Here is an 18,129-nt window from a genome sequence, read left to right as displayed (position 1 = left end):
GCACGCTGGATAGGGTGAGGTATGGAATCACACACGAATCCGTTCCTCCAGCCGAGCACGCTCCCCTATCAGCTGCCGCCGTTCCGCGAGATCCGCGAGGAGCACTTCCGCCCCGCCTTCATCGCCGGGTTCGCGCAGCAACTCGACGAGATCGCGGCGATCACCGCGCAGAACGACGCGCCGACCTTCGAGAACACGCTGATCCCGCTCGAACGGAGCGGCGCGATCCTCAGGCACGTCGCAGCGGTCTTCTTCAACCAGAGTTCGGCGGACAGCTCCACGTTCACCAATGAACTCGAGGAGGAGCTCGCTCCGCAGCTGGCCGCCCACGAGGATGCGATCAGGCTCGACCCCGCGCTGTACGCGCGGATCGTCGCGGTCCACGCGAGTCTCGACGACCTCCAGCTGACCGCCGAGGCGGCTTACCTGGTCCGACGCGTGTACAGCGAACACACGCTCGCAGGCGCCGGTCTCGACGCCGAGGAGAAGCAGCGGCTCTCCGACCTCAACCTCCGCCTCTCGACACTGACCACCCGGTTCGAGAAGCAGCTCCTGGCCGACACCAACGAGCTTGCCGTCCACCTCACCGATGCCGCGGAGCTCGACGGCCTGAGTGCGGGCGAGATCTCCGCCGCGGCCCAGGCGGCCGCCGAGCGAGGCCTCGGCGGTTGGCTCGTCACCCTCGTCCTCCCGACCGGCCATCCGGCGCTGTCGTCGTTGACGCACCGTGGCGTCCGCGAGCGGATCATGACGGCCTCCCGCGCCCGCGGCACGCACGGCGGACCGAACGACAACCGTGACCTCGTGCTCGAGATCACCCGCCTCCGAGCCGAGCGCGCCGCGCTCCTGGGGTTCCCGTCGCATGCGGCAGTGGTCACCGCCGACCAGACTGCGGGGACCCCGGAGGCCGTCGCAGCGCTCCTCTCCCGTCTGGCGATCCCCGCCGCCCGCAACGCGGATCGGGAACAACGCGAGCTCGAGCGGGTCACCGGTCTCGAGACCGTCGAGGCCTGGGACTGGCCGTTCGCGACCGAACAGGTCAGGATCGACCGGTTCGATGTCGACACCAGCGTGATGCGCCCGTACTTCGAGGCGGAGCGGGTCCTGTTCGACGGGGTGTTCGCCGCAGCGACCAAGCTCTACGGCATCACCTTCGCCGAACGGGCCGATCTCCAGGGCTACCACCCCGACGTCCGTGTCTTCGAGGTCTGGAACGAGGACGGCTCCGGCCTCGGCTTGTACCTCCTCGACCTGTACACCCGCGACAGCAAGCGCGGCGGCGCCTGGATGAACGCGCTCATCTCGCAGAACCGCCTGCTCGACCAGCCCACCGTCGTGGTCAACAACCTGAACGTCCCGAAGCCCGCCGACGGCGAACCGACCCTGCTGAGCCTCGACGAGGTCACGACCTTCTTCCACGAGTTCGGCCACGCGCTGCACGGTCTCTTCGCGGAGGTCGAATATCCGCGGTTCTCCGGTACGAACGTCTTCCGGGACTTCGTCGAGTTCCCGAGCCAGGTGAACGAGATGTGGATGCTGTGGCCCGAGGTGCTCGCCGGCTACGCCAGGCACGTCGAGACCGGTGAGCCGATGCCGCAGGAACTGGTGGCGAAGCTCCAGGCGTCCGAGGGCTTCAACGAGGGCTTCTCGACGAGCGAATACCTCGCTGCGGCGATGCTCGACCAGGCGTGGCACAGCATCGGTGCCGATGACCGGGTCGACGATGTCGAGGCGTTCGAGGCGGCGGCACTCCGGTCCGCCGGGCTCGACAATCCGGCCGTCCCGCCCCGGTACGCGAGTACCTACTTCGCCCACACCTTCTCGGGTGGATACGACGCCGGCTACTACTCCTACATCTGGAGCGAGGTGCTCGACGCGGACACCGTCGACTGGTTTACGGAGAACGGCGGACTGACGAGGGAGAACGGCGACCGCTTCCGCAGCAAGCTCCTCGGGGTCGGCGGTTCGAAGGATCCCCTGGACGCCTACCGCGACTTCCGTGGGCGCGACGCGGTCATCGAGCCGCTCCTCCGACGCCGCGGACTCGAGGACTGAACGACGAAGCCCGCCGCAGCGTCTCCGGAGGATCCGGGTGCTGCGGCGGGCTAATGACCGCCGGGCGTCGTCTAAGCCGACTTCTCCTGGCGGCGAGCCGCACGCGGGACGATCGTCGGGGCTGCGTTCTCGACGACGGACTCCCGGGTGATGACGACGCGAGCGACCTCGTCGGTGGAGGGCACCTCGAACATGATCGGCCCGAGCACCTCTTCCATGATGGCTCGGAGCCCTCGGGCACCGGTCTTGCGGAGGACGGCGAGGTCGGCGATCGCTTCGAGTGCCGCTTGGTCGAACTCCAGCTCGACGCCGTCGATCTCGAACATGCGCTGGTACTGACGCACGAGCGCGTTCTTCGGGACCGTGAGGATCTCCATGAGCGCATGCTGGTCGAGCGGGGTGACCGTCGTGACGACCGGCAGGCGACCGATGAACTCGGGGATGAGGCCGAACTTGTGGAGGTCTTCCGGCAGGACCTCACCGAAGAGGTTCACGTCGTCGCCCTTGCTGTGCAGGGGGGCTCCGAAGCCGATGCCCTTCTTGCCCGCGCGGGAGGAGATGATCTCCTCCAGCCCGGCAAAGGCGCCGGCCACGATGAACAGGACGTTCGTCGTGTCGATCTGGATGAACTCCTGGTGCGGGTGCTTCCGGCCGCCCTGCGGGGGTACCGAGGCGACGGTTCCCTCGAGGATCTTGAGGAGCGCCTGCTGGACACCCTCGCCGGAGACGTCGCGCGTGATGGAGGGGTTCTCCGCCTTACGGGCGATCTTGTCGACCTCGTCGATGTAGATGATGCCGGTCTCCGCGCGCTTGACGTCGTAGTCGGCGGCCTGGATGAGCTTGAGGAGGATGTTCTCGACGTCCTCGCCGACGTAGCCGGCCTCGGTGAGTGCGGTCGCATCGGCGACGGCGAAGGGGACGTTGAGCCGCTTCGCGAGGGTCTGCGCCAGATACGTCTTGCCGCATCCCGTCGGTCCGATGAGGAGGATGTTGCTCTTCGCGATCTCGATGTCGTCGTGCACCGTCTCGGCGGGCGCGAGCGTTGCGCGGGAGCGGACGCGCTTGTAGTGGTTGTACACCGCGACCGAGAGCGCCTTCTTCGCAGCCTCCTGGCCGATGACGTACTCCTCGAGGAAGGCGAAGATCTCCTTCGGCTTCGGGAGGTCGAACTCGCTCACCGTCTCCTCGCTCGCTTCAGCGAGTCGCTCGGCGATGATCTCGTTGCACAACTCGACGCACTCGTCGCAGATGTACACGCCGGGACCAGCGATCAGCTGCTGGACCTGCTTCTGGCTCTTGCCGCAGAACGAGCACTTGAGCAGATCGGCGCTTTCGCCTATCCGTGCCATGTCTTTCCCTCTCCCTGGAGATTCGGTGCTCCGAGCCTAACCTGTCCCTGCGACAACTCGGCGCGCCACCCCGCTGGGATGACGCGCCGAGTCGTGAGCACGGGAGCCGGGTCAGGCCGTGATGGCCGCGACCGGGTTCTTCCGCGAGGTGAGCACCTGGTCGATGAGACCGTACTCGAGCGCCTCGGCGGCCGAGAGGATCTTGTCGCGGTCGATGTCCTTGTTGACCTGCTCCACCGAACGGTTGGAGTGGTGTGCCAGGGTCGACTCGAGCCAGCCGCGCATGCGGAGGATCTCGGCCGCCTGGATCTCGATGTCCGAAGCCTGACCGTGGCCGGCCTCGCCGACGGCGGGCTGGTGGATCAGGATGCGGGCGTTCGGGAGCGCGAGGCGCTTGCCCGGCGTACCGGCGGCGGTGAGCACGGCAGCGGCGGAGGCCGCCTGTCCGAGGACCACCGTCATCACGTGCGGACGGATGTACTGCATCGTGTCGTAGATCGCCGTCATCGCGGTGAACGAGCCACCGGGTGAGTTGATGTACATGACGATGTCGCGGTCGGGGTCCATGCTCTCGAGCACGAGCAGCTGGGCCATGATGTCGTCGGCCGATGCATCGTCGACCTGCACGCCGAGGAAGATGATGCGGTCCTCGAAGAGCTTCGCGTACGGGTCCTGGCGCTTGTAGCCGTAGGCCGTGCGCTCTTCGAAGCTCGGGAGGATGTAGCGAGCACCCGGCATCTGCAGCGAGCGTCCCGCCGCACTGAACGTTGGAGTCTCCATGTGTTGCATTCCTGTCTGGTCGAAGCCGGGTTACTTGTCGCTGTCGACGGTTCCGCCGCCGCCGGCCACGTCGAGCGCGGACTCACGGAGGTGGTCGACGAAACCGTATTCGAGCGCCTCTTCGGCGTTGAACCAGCGGTCGCGGTCGCCGTCGGCGTTGATCTGCTCGACGCTCTTGCCGGTCTGCGCCGCGGTGATCTCGGCGAGACGGCGCTTCATGTCGAGGATGAGCTGCGCCTGGGTCTGGATGTCGCTCGACGTGCCGCCGAATCCGCCGTGCGGCTGGTGGAGGAGCACGCGGGCGTTCGGGGTGATGTAGCGCTTGCCCTTGGTGCCGGCCGTGAGGAGGAGCTGCCCCATCGACGCCGCCATGCCGATACCGACCGTGACGATGTCGTTCGGCACGAACTGCATGGTGTCGTATATGGCCATGCCGGCCGTGATGGAGCCACCGGGCGAGTTGATGTAGAGGTAGATGTCGCGCTTCGGGTCGTCCGCGGCGAGGAGCAGCAGCTTGGCCGCGATCTCGTTCGCGTTCTCGTCGCGGACCTCGGCGCCCAGCCAGATGATCCGGTCCTTCAGCAGGCGGTCAAAGACACTGGGCGAGAACTGTGGTTCGGCCATTATCGCTCCGTTTCGGTTGTGCAGTGGTTCGAATCTATCGGAGGCGACGCACGACCAACGCCCTGTTCGCCCTCGGCAGACTCCCGGGCGGCGGGGTTCGCCGGAGGCGGACGGCGAGCGGACGGACCGCGCGAACGTCGGGGCTCAGCTGAGCGGATCCGTCTCGAGTTCGTCGGCGTAGGCGCGGACGGACCGGTGGTAGCGCGGGAGGTGCGGCACGAGGGCACGAAGGGCGACCGCGGTCGCTCGGCGAGGGTCCCCCGAGCTGGCGAGCGCCAGGGCCAGGAAGGCCGCGGTCGCGTCCCCGTACGGACCGGCCGGGTCGTCTGCGAGCTGCTGTTCGAGCAGGGCGACGCTCTCAGCGGTCCGGCCGAGGTTGCGGAGGGTGCTCGCCAGTTGGATGATCGCCTGCGGACGGTGCTCCTCGTCGAGCCCAGCCTCGAGCGCGGCGCGATAGAAGACCTCCGCCTCGACCTCGTGGCCGGCGGAGTCGCGTGCACCGGCAGCCTCGAACGCGGCGCGAGCGTCACCCGCCGGACGCTCGGCGGCCAGGGCGTCGATGGCCGCGATGCGCTGCTCGTCGTCGATGGTCTCGTCAGCCCAGACGGCTTCGACCCGGTCGTCCCAGGTGGTCGCTTCACTCGCGGTCATGGCGTCTCTCCTTCGTCGGGTACGTCCGGACACGACGCGACAGGGGCGGAATCGCTTCCGCCCCTGTCGTCACTGCTGGTGCTGTCCTACTCGGCAGCGGCCTCGTCGGCAGCGGCCTTCTTGGCCGGTGCCTTCTTGGCGGGCGCCTTCTTCGCAGGTGCCTTCTTGGCGGCGGCCTTCTTCGGCTCTGCCTCGGCCGGAGCCTCGTCGGAGGCGTCCTCGGCCGGAGCCTCGGTCGTCTCGTCGGCTGCAGTCTCGGTGGCGGCGTCCTCGTCCTCGACCACGGCGACGAAGTCGCTCAGGTCGACGGGCTTGCCGTTGGAGTCGACGACCTCGGCCTTGCCGAGCGCGATGGCGATGGCCTTGTTGCGGGCGACCTCGCCGACCATGGCGGGGATCTGACCCTGCTGGCCGAGTGCCTCGATGAACTCACCGGGCTCCATGCCGTACTGCGACGCGCTCTGGATGAGGTACTCGGTGAGCTCGTTCTGGTTCACCTGCACGTTGAGCGACTCCGCGAGGGCGTCGAGGAGGAGCTGCGTGCGCAGTGCCTTCTCGCTGGACTCGGTGACCTCGGCGCGGTGCTCGTCGTCCTCGAGGCGGTTCTCGCCCTCGAGGTGACGGTGCACCTCGTCCTCGATGACGCTCTCGGGCACGGGGATCTGCGCGGCCTCGAGCATGGCGTCGACGAGCGCGGTGCGTGCGTCGCGGCCCTGGGTGATGACCTGCTGGCGCTCGACGACCTCGCGCAGCTGCGCCTTGAACTCGTCGATGGTGTCGAACTCGCTCGCGATCTGAGCGAAGTCGTCGTCGGCCTCGGGAAGCTCGCGCTCCTTGACGGCGGTCAGGGTGACGGTGACCTCGGCGTCCTCACCCTCGTGCTCGCCACCGAGCAGCGGCGAGGTGAAGGTGGTGGTCTCACCGGCGGTGAGGGAGTCGAGTGCCTCGTCGATGCCGGTGAGCAGCTCGCCCGAACCGATCTCGTAGGAGACGCCGCTCGCGCGGTCGACCTCGGCGTCGTTGATCTTGGCGACCAGGTCGAGCTGGGCGAAGTCGCCCGTCTTGGCCGGGCGGTCGACGGTCACGAGCGTGCCGAAGCGTGCACGGATGCGGTCGAGCTCGTCCTGGACGTCGGCTTCGCCGGCTTCCTGGGCGTCGACGGTGAGCTTGAGGCCCTCGTAAGCGGGAAGCGTGATCTCGGGACGGACGTCGACCTCGATGTTCACGAGCAGGTCGCCGGAGAAGTCCTTCTCGTTCGGCCACTCGACGATGTCGGCCTGCGGGCGGCCGAGCGGACGGAGCTCGTTCTCCTCGAGTGCCTTACGGAAGAAGCCGTCGAGGCCCTCGTTGACGGCGTGCTCGATCACGGCGCCCTTGCCGACGCGCTGGTCGATGATCGCCGGTGGCACCTTGCCCTTACGGAAGCCGGGGACGTTGATGTCCTCGGCGATGTGTCCGTAGGCGTGGGTGATGCTCGGCTTGAGCTCCTCGGGCGTCACCGCGATGGCGAGCTTGACGCGAGTGGGGCTCAGCTTCTCGACCGTGGTCTTCACGTGATTACTTCTCCTGTGTCGGGGATTCTGCCTCAGTTGAGGACGCAAAACGGAGTCGGGGCGACAGGATTCGAACCTGCGACCTCCCGGTCCCAAACCGGGCGCTCTACCAAGCTGAGCTACGCCCCGGATCGGCGACAATCCGGCCAGCCGGCCCGACCGACGAGCGGTGGGCGAAATGGCCTCGGTCAGTCTAGCCCAGAATCTGTGCGACCCCTGTGCGGTTTCCGGGGCGGAAGCGGCCTCGGGACTCGGAGCTGCACGGATGGGCGCTCGGGATGCAGTAGCATTGCCGGGTGGGTTCGTCGCGCTGCGACGCCTCGGGGATGTAGCTCAATGGTAGAGCCTCAGTCTTCCAAACTGATTACGCGGGTTCGATTCCCGTCATCCCCTCTCCATCCATCAGAACCAGGCAGCGCCGCGAAAGCAGGCGCGACGGTTCGGTTATCGTGCAGGGACTTCCTGACGCCGCGCCTCCTGACAGCCTCAGGGACCGAAGCATCCCGAGCGAACCTCTCCCGGTCGCTGAAGTGACACGTGTCGAGCTGCCCTTCGACAGGCTCAGGGACCATGCATCCCGAGCGAACCTCTCCCGGTCGCTGAGCCTGTCGAAGTGCCCACGAAGACGCCTCATCATTCCGGGCACACCTCTCCCGCTCACTGAGCCTGTCGAAGTGCCCACGAAGACCCACACCCTTCGACAAGCTCAGGGACCGGAGGAGGTTACTCAGGGACCGGAGGAGGTTACTCAGGGACCGGGAGAACCTCGCCGGAGCGGGAGGTCCTACGCGTGCCCTTCGACAAGCTCAGCGACCGGAGGAGGTTACTCAGGGACCGGTAGGAGTTGGTCAGGGACCGGGAGGAGTCACTCAGGGACCGGAAGAGGGTCACCGGAGCGGGAGGTCCCACGCTGAGCACTTCGACAGGTCGTCGCGTGGGGAGGACTGAGCACGGGATGCCCGACGCCCTAGGCTGAGCGCATGCGACTCGACGCGATCTGGCCCCACATCTGGACGGTGGCCGGCGCGCTCATCTTCTTCGTCGGGGTGTACGCACTCGCAACCGGACGACTCGGCGTCGGACTCATCTGCATGATCGGCTGCGTCGTCTGCCTGTCCGGCTCGCTCGCCGCGCAGCGTCGCCTCCGGAAGCGCGACGCACGCCGCCGCTAATCCTCGTCGACGGCTGCGGCGTGGACCGCCCTGAGGGCGACGTAATGTGCGGCGTTCTGCCGGATCGCCTCCCGCTCGTCGGCCGTCAGCTCCCGCCGCACCTTGGCCGGGACCCCCGCGACGAGCGAACCGGGCGGCACGATCATGCCCTCGAGGACCACCGCTCCCCCGGCGACGAGCGACCCGGCACCGATCACGGCGCCACTCAGGATCACGGAACCCATGCCGATGAGGCAGTCGTCCTCGACGGTGCAGCCGTGGACGACCGCGTTGTGTCCGACGGAGACGTTGCGCCCGATGACCGTCGGGGGGCCGCTGTCCGTGTGCACGGCGACCCCGTCCTGGATGTTGGACCCGGCGCCGAGCGTGATCGAGTCGGAGTCCGCACGCAGGACGGCGTTGTACCAGACGCTCGAATCCGCGGCGAGCGTGACGGCTCCCACCAGCACGGATCCCGGCGCCGTGTAGGCGCTCGGATCGATGCGGGGCGAGCGTCCGTCTGAGAGTTTCCTGACCGTACCGTGCAGCGTCATACCGGCCACGCTATCGCAGGCGGCCCCGACGGACGGGAACCCGCGTCGTTCCGGGGTGAATCGCCGGTACGGTCAGGCTTTCCTTGCTGAGTCCACCCTTCGTAAGCCGAGCCTCGACTTCCTTGCGGAATGTCTGCGGCTGAGTACCGTTGCATTCAAGCAGACCGACGAATCCGTCCGACCAGTGCCTCACTCGTCAACGAAGGGGAAACACCATGACCGACATCACCACCTCCATTCCGCAGGCCGTCGCCAACCCGGACGTCGCAGCAGGCACCGCGCAGTTCCTCAGCCCCGTCGTCGTCGACCTCACCGCCATCGTCGTCAACGGCAAGCAGGCCCACTGGCACGTGCGTGGCGCGAACTTCATCGGCGTCCATGAGCTGCTCGACGACATCGTCGAGCACGCGCAGGAGTGGGCCGACCTCGCTGCAGAGCGCATCGTCGCCCTCGGCCTCCCGGTCGACGCGCGCCTCAGCACCGTCGCTGCGAAGACCAGCACGCCCGAGCTGAGCGAGGGCTTCCAGCAGTCCGACCGCACCATCGCCGAGGTCATCGCCCTCATCGACGCAGCGTCCGCCTCGGTCAACACCGCGGTCGACGAGCTCGACGAGCTCGACCAGACCAGCCAGGACATCGCGATCGAGATCGCCCGCGGCCTCGACAAGGACCGCTGGTTCCTCTTCGCGCACCTCAGCCGCTAGCACCCCGGCGGGGCGACCCGCGAGCATCACCTACGAAGGGGCAGTCCACCGTGGCTGCCCCTTCGTCGTGTTCCCGCGGGCCGCGCAGCGTCACGCCCCCGGGCCGGGCCTCCCGGCTGCCGTCAGGCGACCACCCAACATCGTCGCCAGGACCGGCATGGTGCGCAGGGCCTCCGTTGCGCAGGAGAACGGGTCGAACGGCACGACGACGAGGTCGGCGGGGCGGCCGACGGCCACCACGTCGTCGTCTCCTCTGGTCGACGCCGCCAGTGCCTCCTCGACCGTGATGGCCTGCTCCCCGTGCCAGGCCTCGCGTCCATCGCGGCTGCGCGTCACGGCCGCGGCGATGGAGACCCACGGGTCGAGCGGAGCGACCGGGGCGTCGGAACCGAGTCGGAGCGTGGCGCCGGCATCGAGGAGGCTGCGGAGCACGAAGGCACGGTCGGTGCGCCCGGCCCAGTGGACCTCGGCGATGTCCCGATCGTCCATCGCGTGTTCCGGCTGGACACTCGCAGCCGTTCCGGTCCGCGCGAACCGCTCGAGGTCCGACGCCCGGAGCAGCTGCGCGTGCTCGATCGTGCCCCTCGCGCCGGTCGTCTCGATGGCGTCGAGCGCGAGGGTGTTGGCTCGGTCACCGATGGCGTGCACCGCGCAATGGAGGCCGTTGGCGGTCGCCAGGGTGAGCAGCGCGGTGAGTCGCTCCGGCGGGACGTTGAGCATCCCGTGTGCGTCGGTTCCGGGAGCCGAACCCGGGTAGGGAGCTTCGCAGCAGGCCGTCCGGGTGTTGAGGGATCCGTCGGTGATGACCTTGAACGGACCGACCTGCACCAGGCCGTCCGTTCCGGCGAGCACTCCCCCGGTCACGAGCCCGGCGTCGATCGCGCGCTCGAGGTGCTCGGCGTACACACCGAAGGAGATGCGGAGCGCGCGAGTCCCGTTTCCGACCCGACGGATCCAGTCAGCGGCGTTCCAGCGCATCTCCAGGTCGACGACGCCGACGACGCCGCGGGATGCCGCCTGATCGGCTGCGGCGTCGACCCACCGGTCGGAGAGCTCGTCGGCGACCTGGTCGAGCTGTTTGAGGACGGCGAACGACTCCTCCTCCCGCAACAGGCCGGTGGGATGGTCGGCGAAGCCCGTGGCCCGGAGCGCCGCGCTGTTCAGCCAGCAGCAGTGGAGGTCGGCGCTGACCAGCACGACCTCGCGGTCCGGTGCGATCACGTCGAGCAGTGCGAACGTCGGCGTGTCCGGCCAGAGGGCGTCCCGGAACCTCGCGCCCTCGACCCAGCCATCACCGTCGGCCTCCTGAGCGATCCGCTCAGCGACCAACTCGACCGCCTCGGCGGCGGATGCGGCCGAGGACAGGTCGACGCGCCTGGCCGTACGCGCCCACTGCGTGAAGTGCACGTGGTGGTCCCAGAGCCCGGGCAGGAGGAACCCACCACCGCCGTCCAACACCCCGGGGTCGGAGCGGAGCAGGACCTCGGGGTCGGCGGGTCGGATCGCCACGATCGAGCCGTCCTCCAGCAGGACGTCGACCCGTTCGGCATCGGACGCGCCTCCGCGGCGCGGTCCGGACAGGTGGACGTCGGCGATCGTCGTGACGAGGTCGCCATCGGGTCCAGGGCGGTGCTCGGTCATCACATCGGTCCTCGTCGGTTCGGCAGGCGGGTTCGGTTCAGCGCTGACAGTTCGGGCACCAGTACAGCTTGCGGGCGCCCATCTCCTCCAAGAGGATGTTCGTCCCGCAGACCCGGCACGGCAGTCCCTCCCGCTTGTAGACCCAGTGGCGATCGGCGCGGTTGGCCATCGCGAGGCGGTAGTCGGCCGCCGACAGGTCGTCCATCGTCATCATCTGTCCGGTCTCGACCCCGATCGCGAGCAACCGCGTCCAGTCGAGCCAGATCTCGCGAAGCGTCTCGACGGGGACCGTCTTCCCGGTGCGGTGCGGATCGAGACGGGCGCGGAACAGCAGTTCGGCGCGGTAGACGTTGCCGATCCCGCTGATGATCTGCTGATCCATGAGGAGCAGACCGATCGGGGAACCCTTGCGGTGCGCACGCGACACGAACCGCTCGCCCGCCTCCGCGCTCGGGTCGAGCAGTGGGTCCGGTCCAAGCCGATCGATGACGGCCTGCACGCCGGCGGCGTCGATCACCTCGCAGGCGGTCGGCCCGCGGAGGTCCGCCACGGTCGTCTCGGTCAACAGCCGCACGCGCACCTGACCCACCGGTTCGGGTGGGAACCGCTCGTCGATCTCGGCGAGTGGGCTCGACTGCTCGGACATCCGGACCCTGGCCCGGCGCGGTGCACCGATGCTGTGCAGGGAGTTCTCGCCGTCCGCATCGTGGATCGGCGCATCGTCGTCGTCGAGCACCGTGCCGCGCTGGTTCGTCTGCCCCATGCGGCCGTTCGACGCGGCGATGGTCGGGTCCGACCGGATCTCACCGGCGAAGTCCCACGCGCCGTACAGACCGAGGTGCACCCGCAACCACAGTCCGTCGTCGAACTCGAGGAACATCTGCTTGCCCACGGCCTTGGCGTCGGTGACCGTCCGGCCGTCGAGCACGGCGGCACCCTCGGCGAAGCGGCCCTGGGGAGACGACACGGAGACCCGGTGTCCGACGAAGTTCTGAGCGAACTGCCGGGCGATGCGATGGACGGAGTGCCCCTCGGGCATGGTGACTCCTCACTCGGTGGGGGCGCGATCCGGCGCGCCGCGCGGTGGCGGTGGAGGACGCGTCAGGCGTCGACGTGCTTGCCGGCGATGGTGCCGGTCGCCTCGAACTCGGCGAGCTGGGCGATCCGGCGGGCGTGACGTTCCTCGAGGCTGAACGGCTCGGCGATGAACGCGTCGATGAAGGACACCGCCTCGTCGGTACTGTGCTGACGCGCACCGATCGAGATGACGTTGGCGTCGTTGTGCTGCCGAGCCAGCTGCGCCGTGCTGAGGTTCCAGACGAGCGCCGCGCGGACACCGACGACCTTGTTCGCGGCGATCTGCTCGCCGTTACCCGAGCCGCCGAACACCACGCCGAGGGCGTCCACACCGGCCTGCTGGTCGCGCACGACGGCCTTCGCCGCGTTGATGCAGAACGCCGGGTAGTCGTCCAACGCGTCGTACTCGGCCGGGCCGTGGTCGACGACGTCGTGACCGGCTGCGCGCAGGTGGTCCTGCAGGAACTGACTGAGCTCGAGACCGGCGTGATCGGTGGCGATGTGGATGCGCATGTGGAAAGTCTAGGGTTCCGGGCGCCGGCGTCGCGTCAGTCGAAGATCGGGTCCGCCGTGCGGCTGCGCTTCAGCTCGAAGAAGCCCGGGTAGGCGGCAGCGGCGACGACACCGTCCCACAGCGCGAGCGCTTGCTCGCCCTTCGGCGCCGGTGAGATGACGGGTCCGAAGAACGCCACGTCGTCGATCGCGATGACGGGGGTGCCGACGTCCTGGCCGACCCGTCCGATACCGTCGAAGTGGCTCTCGCGCATGGGCCCGTCGTAGGCGTCCGTCGTCGACGCTTCGGCGATCGCCGCCGGCAGCCCGGTCTCGGCGAGGGCTTCGGCGATCACGGCGTCGACGTCCTCCGCGCGTCCGCCGGGGTGGATCCGCGTGCCGAGCGCGTCGTAGAGCGGCTTGACGACCGCGTGTCCGTGTTCGGCTGCCGCGGCGGCGACGAGCCGCGTGTATCGGAGCGCCCGGGGGAAGAATGCCCGGTAGTCGTCGCTGACGTCCTGGTCCTCGTTGAGGACTGCGAGGCTCATGATGTGCCAGTGGACGTCGAGGTTCCGGGCGTCGGTGACCTCGTCGACCCAACGCGAGGTCATCCAGGCCCACGGGCAGGAGGGGTCGAACCAGAAGTCGACGCGGGTGGTGTCTGCAGCGGAAGTCGTCATGTCGTCACCCTACGCGCCGATCACCGTCGACTCCCCCGAATCGGACGGACGGCGGGTCTAGGCTGGTTGACCGTGCCGCGGTCGTCACGAGCGACCACGTGCAGTTCACACGTCACGTGTCCATCAACACCAGGGAGCAGTTGTGCCAGGAGAGAACCTCACCCGAGTCGAAGCCCAGGAGCGCAGAGCGCTCGTCGACACGTCGAGCTACGAGGTCGTGCTCGACCTCACGACCGGTCCCGAGGTGTTCCGCAGCACCACGACCGTCCGCTTCACCGGTGAACCGGGTGCTTCGACCTTCATCGACGCCATGACGCGCACCGTCCACTCCGTCACGCTGAACGGCGTCGAGCTCGACCCGTCGACCGTCTCCGACGGCGTGCGCATCCAGCTCGACGGCCTCGCTGCGGAGAACGTGCTCGTCGTCGACGCGGACGCCGAGTACACCAACACCGGTGAGGGCCTCCACCGCTTCGTCGACCCCGTCGACGGCGAGGTGTACCTGTACAGCCAGTTCGAGGTGCCGGACTCCCGTCGGGTGTTCGCGGTCTTCGAGCAGCCCGATCTGAAGGCGACGTTCTCCTTCACGATCACGGCGCCCGCGGCCTGGCAGGTCGTCAGCAACTCCCCCACGCCTGAGCCGGTACCGGCGCACGACGGCGCGGCGACCTGGAGCTTCGCACCCACGCAGCGCATCTCCTCTTACATCACCGCGATCGTGGCCGGCCCGTACGACGTGGTGCGCAGCGAGCTCACCTCGAGCGACGGCCGGACCATCCCGCTGGGCGTCTTCGCTCGCAAGAGCCTGGCGGAGTACCTCGACGCCGACTACATCTTCGAGAAGACGCGTCAGGGCTTCGCGTACTACGAGGAGAAGTTCGCGTACCCGTACCCGTTCGAGAAGTACGACCAGCTCTTCGTCCCCGAGTTCAACGCGGGCGCGATGGAGAACGCCGGCGCGGTGACCTTCACCGAGACCTACGTGTTCCGCTCGAAGGTGACCGACGCGATCAAGGAGCGCCGGGTCGTCACGATCCTGCACGAGCTGGCCCACATGTGGTTCGGCGACCTCGTCACCATGAAGTGGTGGAACGACCTGTGGTTGAACGAGTCGTTCGCGGAATGGGCTTCGACGATCGCCACCGCGGAGGCCACCGAATGGACCGAGGCGTGGACGACCTTCAACGCGATGGAGAAGACCTGGGCGTACCGGCAGGACCAGCTGCCGTCGACGCACCCGATCGTCGCGACCATCAACGACCTCGAGGACGTCCAGGTCAACTTCGACGGCATCACCTACGCCAAGGGCGGCTCCGTCCTGAAGCAGCTCGCCGCCTGGGTGGGCATCGAGGCGTTCTTCGCCGGCGTCGGCAACTACTTCCGCAAGCACGAGTTCGGCAACACCGTGCTCGACGACCTGCTCGTCGAGCTCGAGGCGACGAGCGGCCGCGACCTCCGCGAGTGGTCGAAACTGTGGCTCGAGACCGCCGGGGTCGGGACGTTGAGCCCGGAGTTCACGGTCGACGCCGACGGCGCGTTCACCGCGTTCGCCGTCCGGCAGACGGTCCCCGCGGACTACGACACGCTGCGTCCGCACCGACTCGCCATCGGCCTGTACCGGCTGCAGGACGGCAAGCTCGTCCGCACCCAACGCGTCGAACTCGACGTCGACGGGGCGCTCACCGAGGTGCCGGAGCTCGTCGGTGAGACGCAGCCCGACCTGGTGCTGCTGAACGACGACGACCTCGCCTACGCGAAGATCCGCCTCGACGAGCGGTCGCTCGCGACGGCGATCGGCCACCTCGCCTCGATCGAGGACCCGCTCGCGCGCTCGCTGGTCTGGGGCGCTGCCTGGGACGCGACCCGCGACGCCGAGTCGAGCGCCTCCGACTACGTGGAGCTCGTCCTCGGGAACATCGCCACGGAGACCGAGTCGACGACCCTGCGCACCACGCTCGGCCAGCTCGGTCTGGCCGCGCGCAACTACGTCGCTCCGGAACGCCGCCTGGCGACCATCTCCCGGGTCGGCGACGCGCTCTGGACGCTCGCCCAGGAGGCGGAGGCCGGCTCCGACGCGCAGTTCCAGTTCGTGAAGTTCTTCGCCGCCCTCGCCTCGACCCCTGAGCACGGCGAGCACCTGCGTGCACTGCGCGACGGCTCCGCGGCACTCCCGGGCCTGGAGATCGACACCGACCTCCGCTGGGAGCTCCTCGAGGGCCTGGTCCTCCTCGGTCTCGCGGACGGTTCGGACATCGATGCGGCGCTCGCCGAGGACAACACGGCGAACGGCGCGCAGGCGGCCGCTCGTGCACGGGCGACGATCCCCACCGTCGAGGGCAAGCGCGCAGCGTTCGACTCGGTCGTCGAGCACGACGACCAGCCGAACGCGATCGTCCGGAACGTCGGTCTCGGGTTCGGGCACGTCATCGACCCCGCCGTCCTGCAGCCGCTCGTGGAGCCGTACTTCGCCGCGCTCACGTCGGTCTGGGAGTCGCGCAGCTACAAGATCGCCGAGTACATCGTCGAGGGGCTCTACCCGGCGGCGCTCGCCTCGACCGAGCTCCGCGACCGCACCCGCGCGTGGTTGGAAGCCAACGCCGATGTCCCGGCACTCCGACGCATGCTCGTCGAAGCCCTCGCCGGGGTCGAGCGCGCACTCGCGGCACAGGCACGGGACGCCGCGTGATCCACTCGGCCGGATAGCACTCCGGTACCAGGATCCTCTGGCGAGAACCCCTCCACGGCACGACCCGCTGTGGAGGGGTTCTCCGTATCCTGGAGGGATGCGCGGCCCAGTGAACGACGACCGACCCTCAGGGTCGTCCTCGTCGTGACCGCTCGGAAGCCGTCCTCCGACCGGGACCGGGCCGCGACGGAGGCCGCACTGATGCTCCCGCGCCCGCCCGGGGTCGTCCGACGCTGGTGGTCGAGGCATCCGTGGACCGCCGACTCGCTCATCGCCGCCGGGTACCTCCTCGTCGCGCTCTCCGTCAGCACCGTCGAGTGGTTCGACGTCGACCTGGCGGCCCAGCCTGGTCGCATCGCGCTCGCCGTCGCGATCGTGGGCATCACGACGCTCGCTGTCCTGCTCAGGCGACGGCGCCCGCTCGCGATGACCGTGCTCGTCATCGCCGTCGGGCTCGTCTCGGTCGCACAGACGGTGGGCGTCGACGCGTTCGCGGTGCCGATCCTGCTCTACTCCGTGGCCGTGTACCGGACCGTCGCACTCGGCTGGCAGGCGTTCGCCACCGCAGCGGTGGTCGCCGTCCTCGCCCCGTTCCTGCCCTGGGCCGCGCCACACGCGCCGGGAGAGCCGCAGCAGACCATCATCTCGGTCGTCCTCTTCGCGCTCTTCGGGCTGCTGATCGGGATCAACGTCGGCAATCGCAAGCGGTACGTCGAAGCCCTCGTCGATCGGGCGGCGCAGCTGGCCCGTGAGCGCGACCAGCAGGCCCAGCTCGCCGCCGTCGCCGAGCGGACCCGCATCGCCCGCGAGATGCACGACATCGTCTCCCACAGTCTCACCGTCATCGTCGCACTGAGCGAGGGGGCCCTGGCGACGAAGGACCCGGCGGCGTCCCGGTCCGCCATGACCGCCGTCACCGACGCCGCCCGCGGCTCCCTCGTCGACATGCGACGCATGCTCGGTGTCCTCCGCGAGACCGGCAGCGCACCCCTCGCTCCGCAACCCGACGCCGCGTCGATCCCCGCGCTCGTCGAGACCTTCCGCGGGCTCGGCCTACCGGTCGCCCTCACCGTCTCGGGGCCGTCGACGGACGACCCGTCGATCCTGCTCGCCGTGCACCGCATCACGCAGGAGGCACTCACGAACGCCCTGCGGTACTCCGAGCGGCCGAAGCGCGTCGACGTCGTCATCACCACCGACGACGAGCACCTCGAGCTCATCGTCGAGAACGACGGGTCCATTCCGGACGCGCCGTCGCTCGGCGCCGGCCAGGGGTTACTGGGCCTCCGTGAACGCGTCGCGTTCCAAGGGGGTCGGGTCACCGCCGGAGCCGTCGGCGATCGGCTGTGGCGCGTCCATGCCCTCCTCCCGCTGGAACCACGCCCGACGAGAACGTCCCCGCCGACCACCGAACCACGAGGAACCACACCATGACCGATCCCGTCCGCATCCTGCTCGTCGACGACCAACAGCTCATCCGGCTCGGATTCGGTCTCGTGCTCGGCGCGGAGGACGATCTGGACGTGGTCGGCGAGGCTTCGAACGGCGCCGAGGCGATCCACCTCGCCGCCACCCTGCGGCCCGACGTGATCCTCATGGACGTCCGGATGCCGGGACTCGACGGGATCGAGGCGACCAGGAGGATCGTCGCCGCGAACCCCGACAGCCGCATCATCATCCTGACGACCTTCGACCTCGACGAGTACGCCTTCGGAGCGCTGCGGGCCGGCGCGAGCGGCTTCCTCCTGAAGGACGCCCTGCCGAACGAGCTGACGTCCGCGATCCGCGCGGTCCACGCCGGCGACGCCGCCGTCTCGACCCGCATCACGAAGCGGATGCTCGAACTCTTCGCGACGGCCCTCCCCGGCACGCCCGCGGCCGCCGAGGACGGCTCGGCAACAGAACTCGCCGAGCTGACACCGCGGGAGCACGACATCCTCGTCGCCATGGCGGAAGGCCTGAGCAACGCGGAGATCGCCGCCCACTTCGTCCTCTCCGAGTCGACGGTGAAGACGCACGTCGGTCGCGTGCTCATGAAGCTGCAGCTGCGCGACCGCGTGCAGGCGGTCATCTTCGCCTACAAGCACGGACTCGTGCGTCCATGACCGTTCACGCAGGCACCGTCCGGCTCG

The 18,129-nt window shown here is 68.8% G+C and carries 16 protein-coding genes and 2 tRNA genes; 7 read left to right on the top strand and 11 right to left on the bottom strand.

The genetic code is table 11. The annotated features are described in order from the left end of the window. Positions 1-21 precede the first annotated feature (21 nt). The gene (locus B9Y95_RS03895; protein ID WP_085510681.1) at positions 22-2,055 is read left to right on the top strand and encodes a M3 family metallopeptidase; all 2,034 of its coding nucleotides are present in this window, start codon (positions 22-24) and stop codon (positions 2,053-2,055) included. A 71-nt stretch (positions 2,056-2,126) separates the two neighbouring features. Here the strand turns inward: B9Y95_RS03895 and clpX are convergent, their stop codons facing one another. The 6 genes from clpX to B9Y95_RS03865 all read right to left on the bottom strand — a co-directional run bounded on the left by clpX (position 2,127) and on the right by B9Y95_RS03865 (position 7,141). Next, entirely contained in the window at positions 2,127-3,404 is a 1,278-nt protein-coding gene (gene clpX / locus B9Y95_RS03890) for an ATP-dependent Clp protease ATP-binding subunit ClpX (RefSeq protein WP_064295154.1), read from the bottom strand. A 111-nt stretch (positions 3,405-3,515) separates the two neighbouring features. Continuing rightward, positions 3,516-4,184: an ATP-dependent Clp protease proteolytic subunit gene (locus tag B9Y95_RS03885; RefSeq protein WP_056006676.1), complete on the bottom strand. Its 669-nt coding sequence runs from the start codon at positions 4,182-4,184 to the stop codon at positions 3,516-3,518. Between the two features lie 30 nt (positions 4,185-4,214). Further along, on the bottom strand, positions 4,215-4,808 hold the full coding sequence (locus B9Y95_RS03880; RefSeq protein ID WP_056006680.1) for an ATP-dependent Clp protease proteolytic subunit: 594 nt from the start codon (positions 4,806-4,808) through the stop codon (positions 4,215-4,217). 144 nt (positions 4,809-4,952) lie between these two features. Beyond that, positions 4,953-5,459 carry a tetratricopeptide repeat protein gene (locus tag B9Y95_RS03875; RefSeq protein WP_085510680.1) on the bottom strand — a complete coding sequence of 169 codons (507 nt, stop codon included), beginning with the start codon at positions 5,457-5,459 and terminating at the stop codon, positions 4,953-4,955. A gap of 86 nt (positions 5,460-5,545) precedes the next feature. Further along, positions 5,546-7,012, bottom strand: coding sequence for a trigger factor (gene tig / locus B9Y95_RS03870; protein ID WP_159453325.1), 1,467 nt, complete (start codon positions 7,010-7,012; stop codon positions 5,546-5,548). Between the two features lie 55 nt (positions 7,013-7,067). Further along, positions 7,068-7,141 (bottom strand) — tRNA-Pro (locus tag B9Y95_RS03865). Between the two features lie 193 nt (positions 7,142-7,334). Between B9Y95_RS03865 and B9Y95_RS03860 the strand changes: the two genes are divergently transcribed. Together B9Y95_RS03860 and B9Y95_RS03855 are read left to right on the top strand one after the other, a co-directional pair. Next, positions 7,335-7,405, top strand: a tRNA-Gly gene (locus B9Y95_RS03860). Positions 7,406-7,992: 587 nt separating this feature from the next. Beyond that, positions 7,993-8,184 (top strand): hypothetical protein, encoded by a 192-nt coding sequence (locus tag B9Y95_RS03855; protein ID WP_085510678.1) that lies wholly within the window; start codon positions 7,993-7,995, stop codon positions 8,182-8,184. Here the strand turns inward: B9Y95_RS03855 and B9Y95_RS03850 are convergent. After that, positions 8,181-8,717: a gamma carbonic anhydrase family protein gene (locus tag B9Y95_RS03850; RefSeq protein ID WP_085510677.1), complete on the bottom strand. Its 537-nt coding sequence runs from the start codon at positions 8,715-8,717 to the stop codon at positions 8,181-8,183. The genes B9Y95_RS03855 and B9Y95_RS03850 overlap by 4 nt on opposite strands. Before the next feature lie 215 nt (positions 8,718-8,932). Here B9Y95_RS03850 and B9Y95_RS03845 point away from each other — a divergent pair, with 215 nt between their 5' ends. Beyond that, on the top strand, positions 8,933-9,421 hold the full coding sequence (locus tag B9Y95_RS03845) for a Dps family protein (protein ID WP_085510676.1): 489 nt from the start codon (positions 8,933-8,935) through the stop codon (positions 9,419-9,421). A gap of 90 nt (positions 9,422-9,511) precedes the next feature. Here the strand turns inward: B9Y95_RS03845 and B9Y95_RS03840 are convergent, their stop codons facing one another. The 4 genes from B9Y95_RS03840 to B9Y95_RS03825 all read right to left on the bottom strand — a co-directional run bounded on the left by B9Y95_RS03840 (position 9,512) and on the right by B9Y95_RS03825 (position 13,311). Continuing rightward, complete coding sequence (locus tag B9Y95_RS03840) at positions 9,512-11,062, bottom strand: amidohydrolase (RefSeq protein ID WP_085510675.1); 1,551 nt, start codon at positions 11,060-11,062, stop codon at positions 9,512-9,514. A 37-nt stretch (positions 11,063-11,099) separates the two neighbouring features. Next, on the bottom strand, positions 11,100-12,101 hold the full coding sequence (locus B9Y95_RS03835) for an Fpg/Nei family DNA glycosylase (protein WP_085510674.1): 1,002 nt from the start codon (positions 12,099-12,101) through the stop codon (positions 11,100-11,102). Between the two features lie 62 nt (positions 12,102-12,163). Continuing rightward, the gene (locus B9Y95_RS03830; RefSeq protein WP_085510673.1) at positions 12,164-12,652 is read right to left on the bottom strand and encodes a ribose-5-phosphate isomerase; all 489 of its coding nucleotides are present in this window, start codon (positions 12,650-12,652) and stop codon (positions 12,164-12,166) included. A 35-nt stretch (positions 12,653-12,687) separates the two neighbouring features. Further along, entirely contained in the window at positions 12,688-13,311 is a 624-nt protein-coding gene (locus B9Y95_RS03825; RefSeq protein ID WP_085510672.1) for a mycothiol-dependent nitroreductase Rv2466c family protein, read from the bottom strand. 142 nt (positions 13,312-13,453) lie between these two features. On the opposite strand from B9Y95_RS03825, the gene pepN reads away from it, so the two are divergent. The 3 genes from pepN to B9Y95_RS03810 all read left to right on the top strand — a co-directional run bounded on the left by pepN (position 13,454) and on the right by B9Y95_RS03810 (position 18,102). Beyond that, entirely contained in the window at positions 13,454-15,997 is a 2,544-nt protein-coding gene (gene pepN / locus B9Y95_RS03820; protein ID WP_085510671.1) for an aminopeptidase N, read from the top strand. 144 nt (positions 15,998-16,141) lie between these two features. After that, positions 16,142-17,431: a sensor histidine kinase gene (locus tag B9Y95_RS03815; RefSeq protein WP_085510670.1), complete on the top strand. Its 1,290-nt coding sequence runs from the start codon at positions 16,142-16,144 to the stop codon at positions 17,429-17,431. Continuing rightward, positions 17,428-18,102 carry a response regulator gene (locus tag B9Y95_RS03810; protein ID WP_085510669.1) on the top strand — a complete coding sequence of 225 codons (675 nt, stop codon included), beginning with the start codon at positions 17,428-17,430 and terminating at the stop codon, positions 18,100-18,102. The genes B9Y95_RS03815 and B9Y95_RS03810 overlap by 4 nt, the downstream gene beginning before the upstream one ends. The last annotated feature ends 27 nt before the right edge of the window (positions 18,103-18,129 follow it).

This window comes from Plantibacter flavus (assembly GCF_900177615.1).
GTDB classification, from domain to species: Bacteria; Actinomycetota; Actinomycetes; order Actinomycetales; family Microbacteriaceae; genus Plantibacter; species Plantibacter flavus.
The sequence above is the reverse complement of the archived record's forward strand: the minus strand, read 5'-3'. Positions and strand labels throughout refer to the sequence as shown.

Coding starts and splice junctions, on each gene's coding strand:
- B9Y95_RS03895 (WP_085510681.1), top strand. CDS start 22: ATGGAATCACACACGAATCCGTTCCTCCAGCCGAGCACGCTCCCCTAT.
- clpX (WP_064295154.1), bottom strand. CDS start 3,404: ATGGCACGGATAGGCGAAAGCGCCGATCTGCTCAAGTGCTCGTTCTGC.
- B9Y95_RS03885 (WP_056006676.1), bottom strand. CDS start 4,184: ATGGAGACTCCAACGTTCAGTGCGGCGGGACGCTCGCTGCAGATGCCG.
- B9Y95_RS03880 (WP_056006680.1), bottom strand. CDS start 4,808: ATGGCCGAACCACAGTTCTCGCCCAGTGTCTTTGACCGCCTGCTGAAG.
- B9Y95_RS03875 (WP_085510680.1), bottom strand. CDS start 5,459: ATGACCGCGAGTGAAGCGACCACCTGGGACGACCGGGTCGAAGCCGTC.
- B9Y95_RS03855 (WP_085510678.1), top strand. CDS start 7,993: ATGCGACTCGACGCGATCTGGCCCCACATCTGGACGGTGGCCGGCGCG.
- B9Y95_RS03850 (WP_085510677.1), bottom strand. CDS start 8,717: ATGACGCTGCACGGTACGGTCAGGAAACTCTCAGACGGACGCTCGCCC.
- B9Y95_RS03845 (WP_085510676.1), top strand. CDS start 8,933: ATGACCGACATCACCACCTCCATTCCGCAGGCCGTCGCCAACCCGGAC.
- B9Y95_RS03840 (WP_085510675.1), bottom strand. CDS start 11,062: ATGACCGAGCACCGCCCTGGACCCGATGGCGACCTCGTCACGACGATC.
- B9Y95_RS03835 (WP_085510674.1), bottom strand. CDS start 12,101: ATGCCCGAGGGGCACTCCGTCCATCGCATCGCCCGGCAGTTCGCTCAG.
- B9Y95_RS03830 (WP_085510673.1), bottom strand. CDS start 12,652: ATGCGCATCCACATCGCCACCGATCACGCCGGTCTCGAGCTCAGTCAG.
- B9Y95_RS03825 (WP_085510672.1), bottom strand. CDS start 13,311: ATGACGACTTCCGCTGCAGACACCACCCGCGTCGACTTCTGGTTCGAC.
- B9Y95_RS03810 (WP_085510669.1), top strand. CDS start 17,428: ATGACCGATCCCGTCCGCATCCTGCTCGTCGACGACCAACAGCTCATC.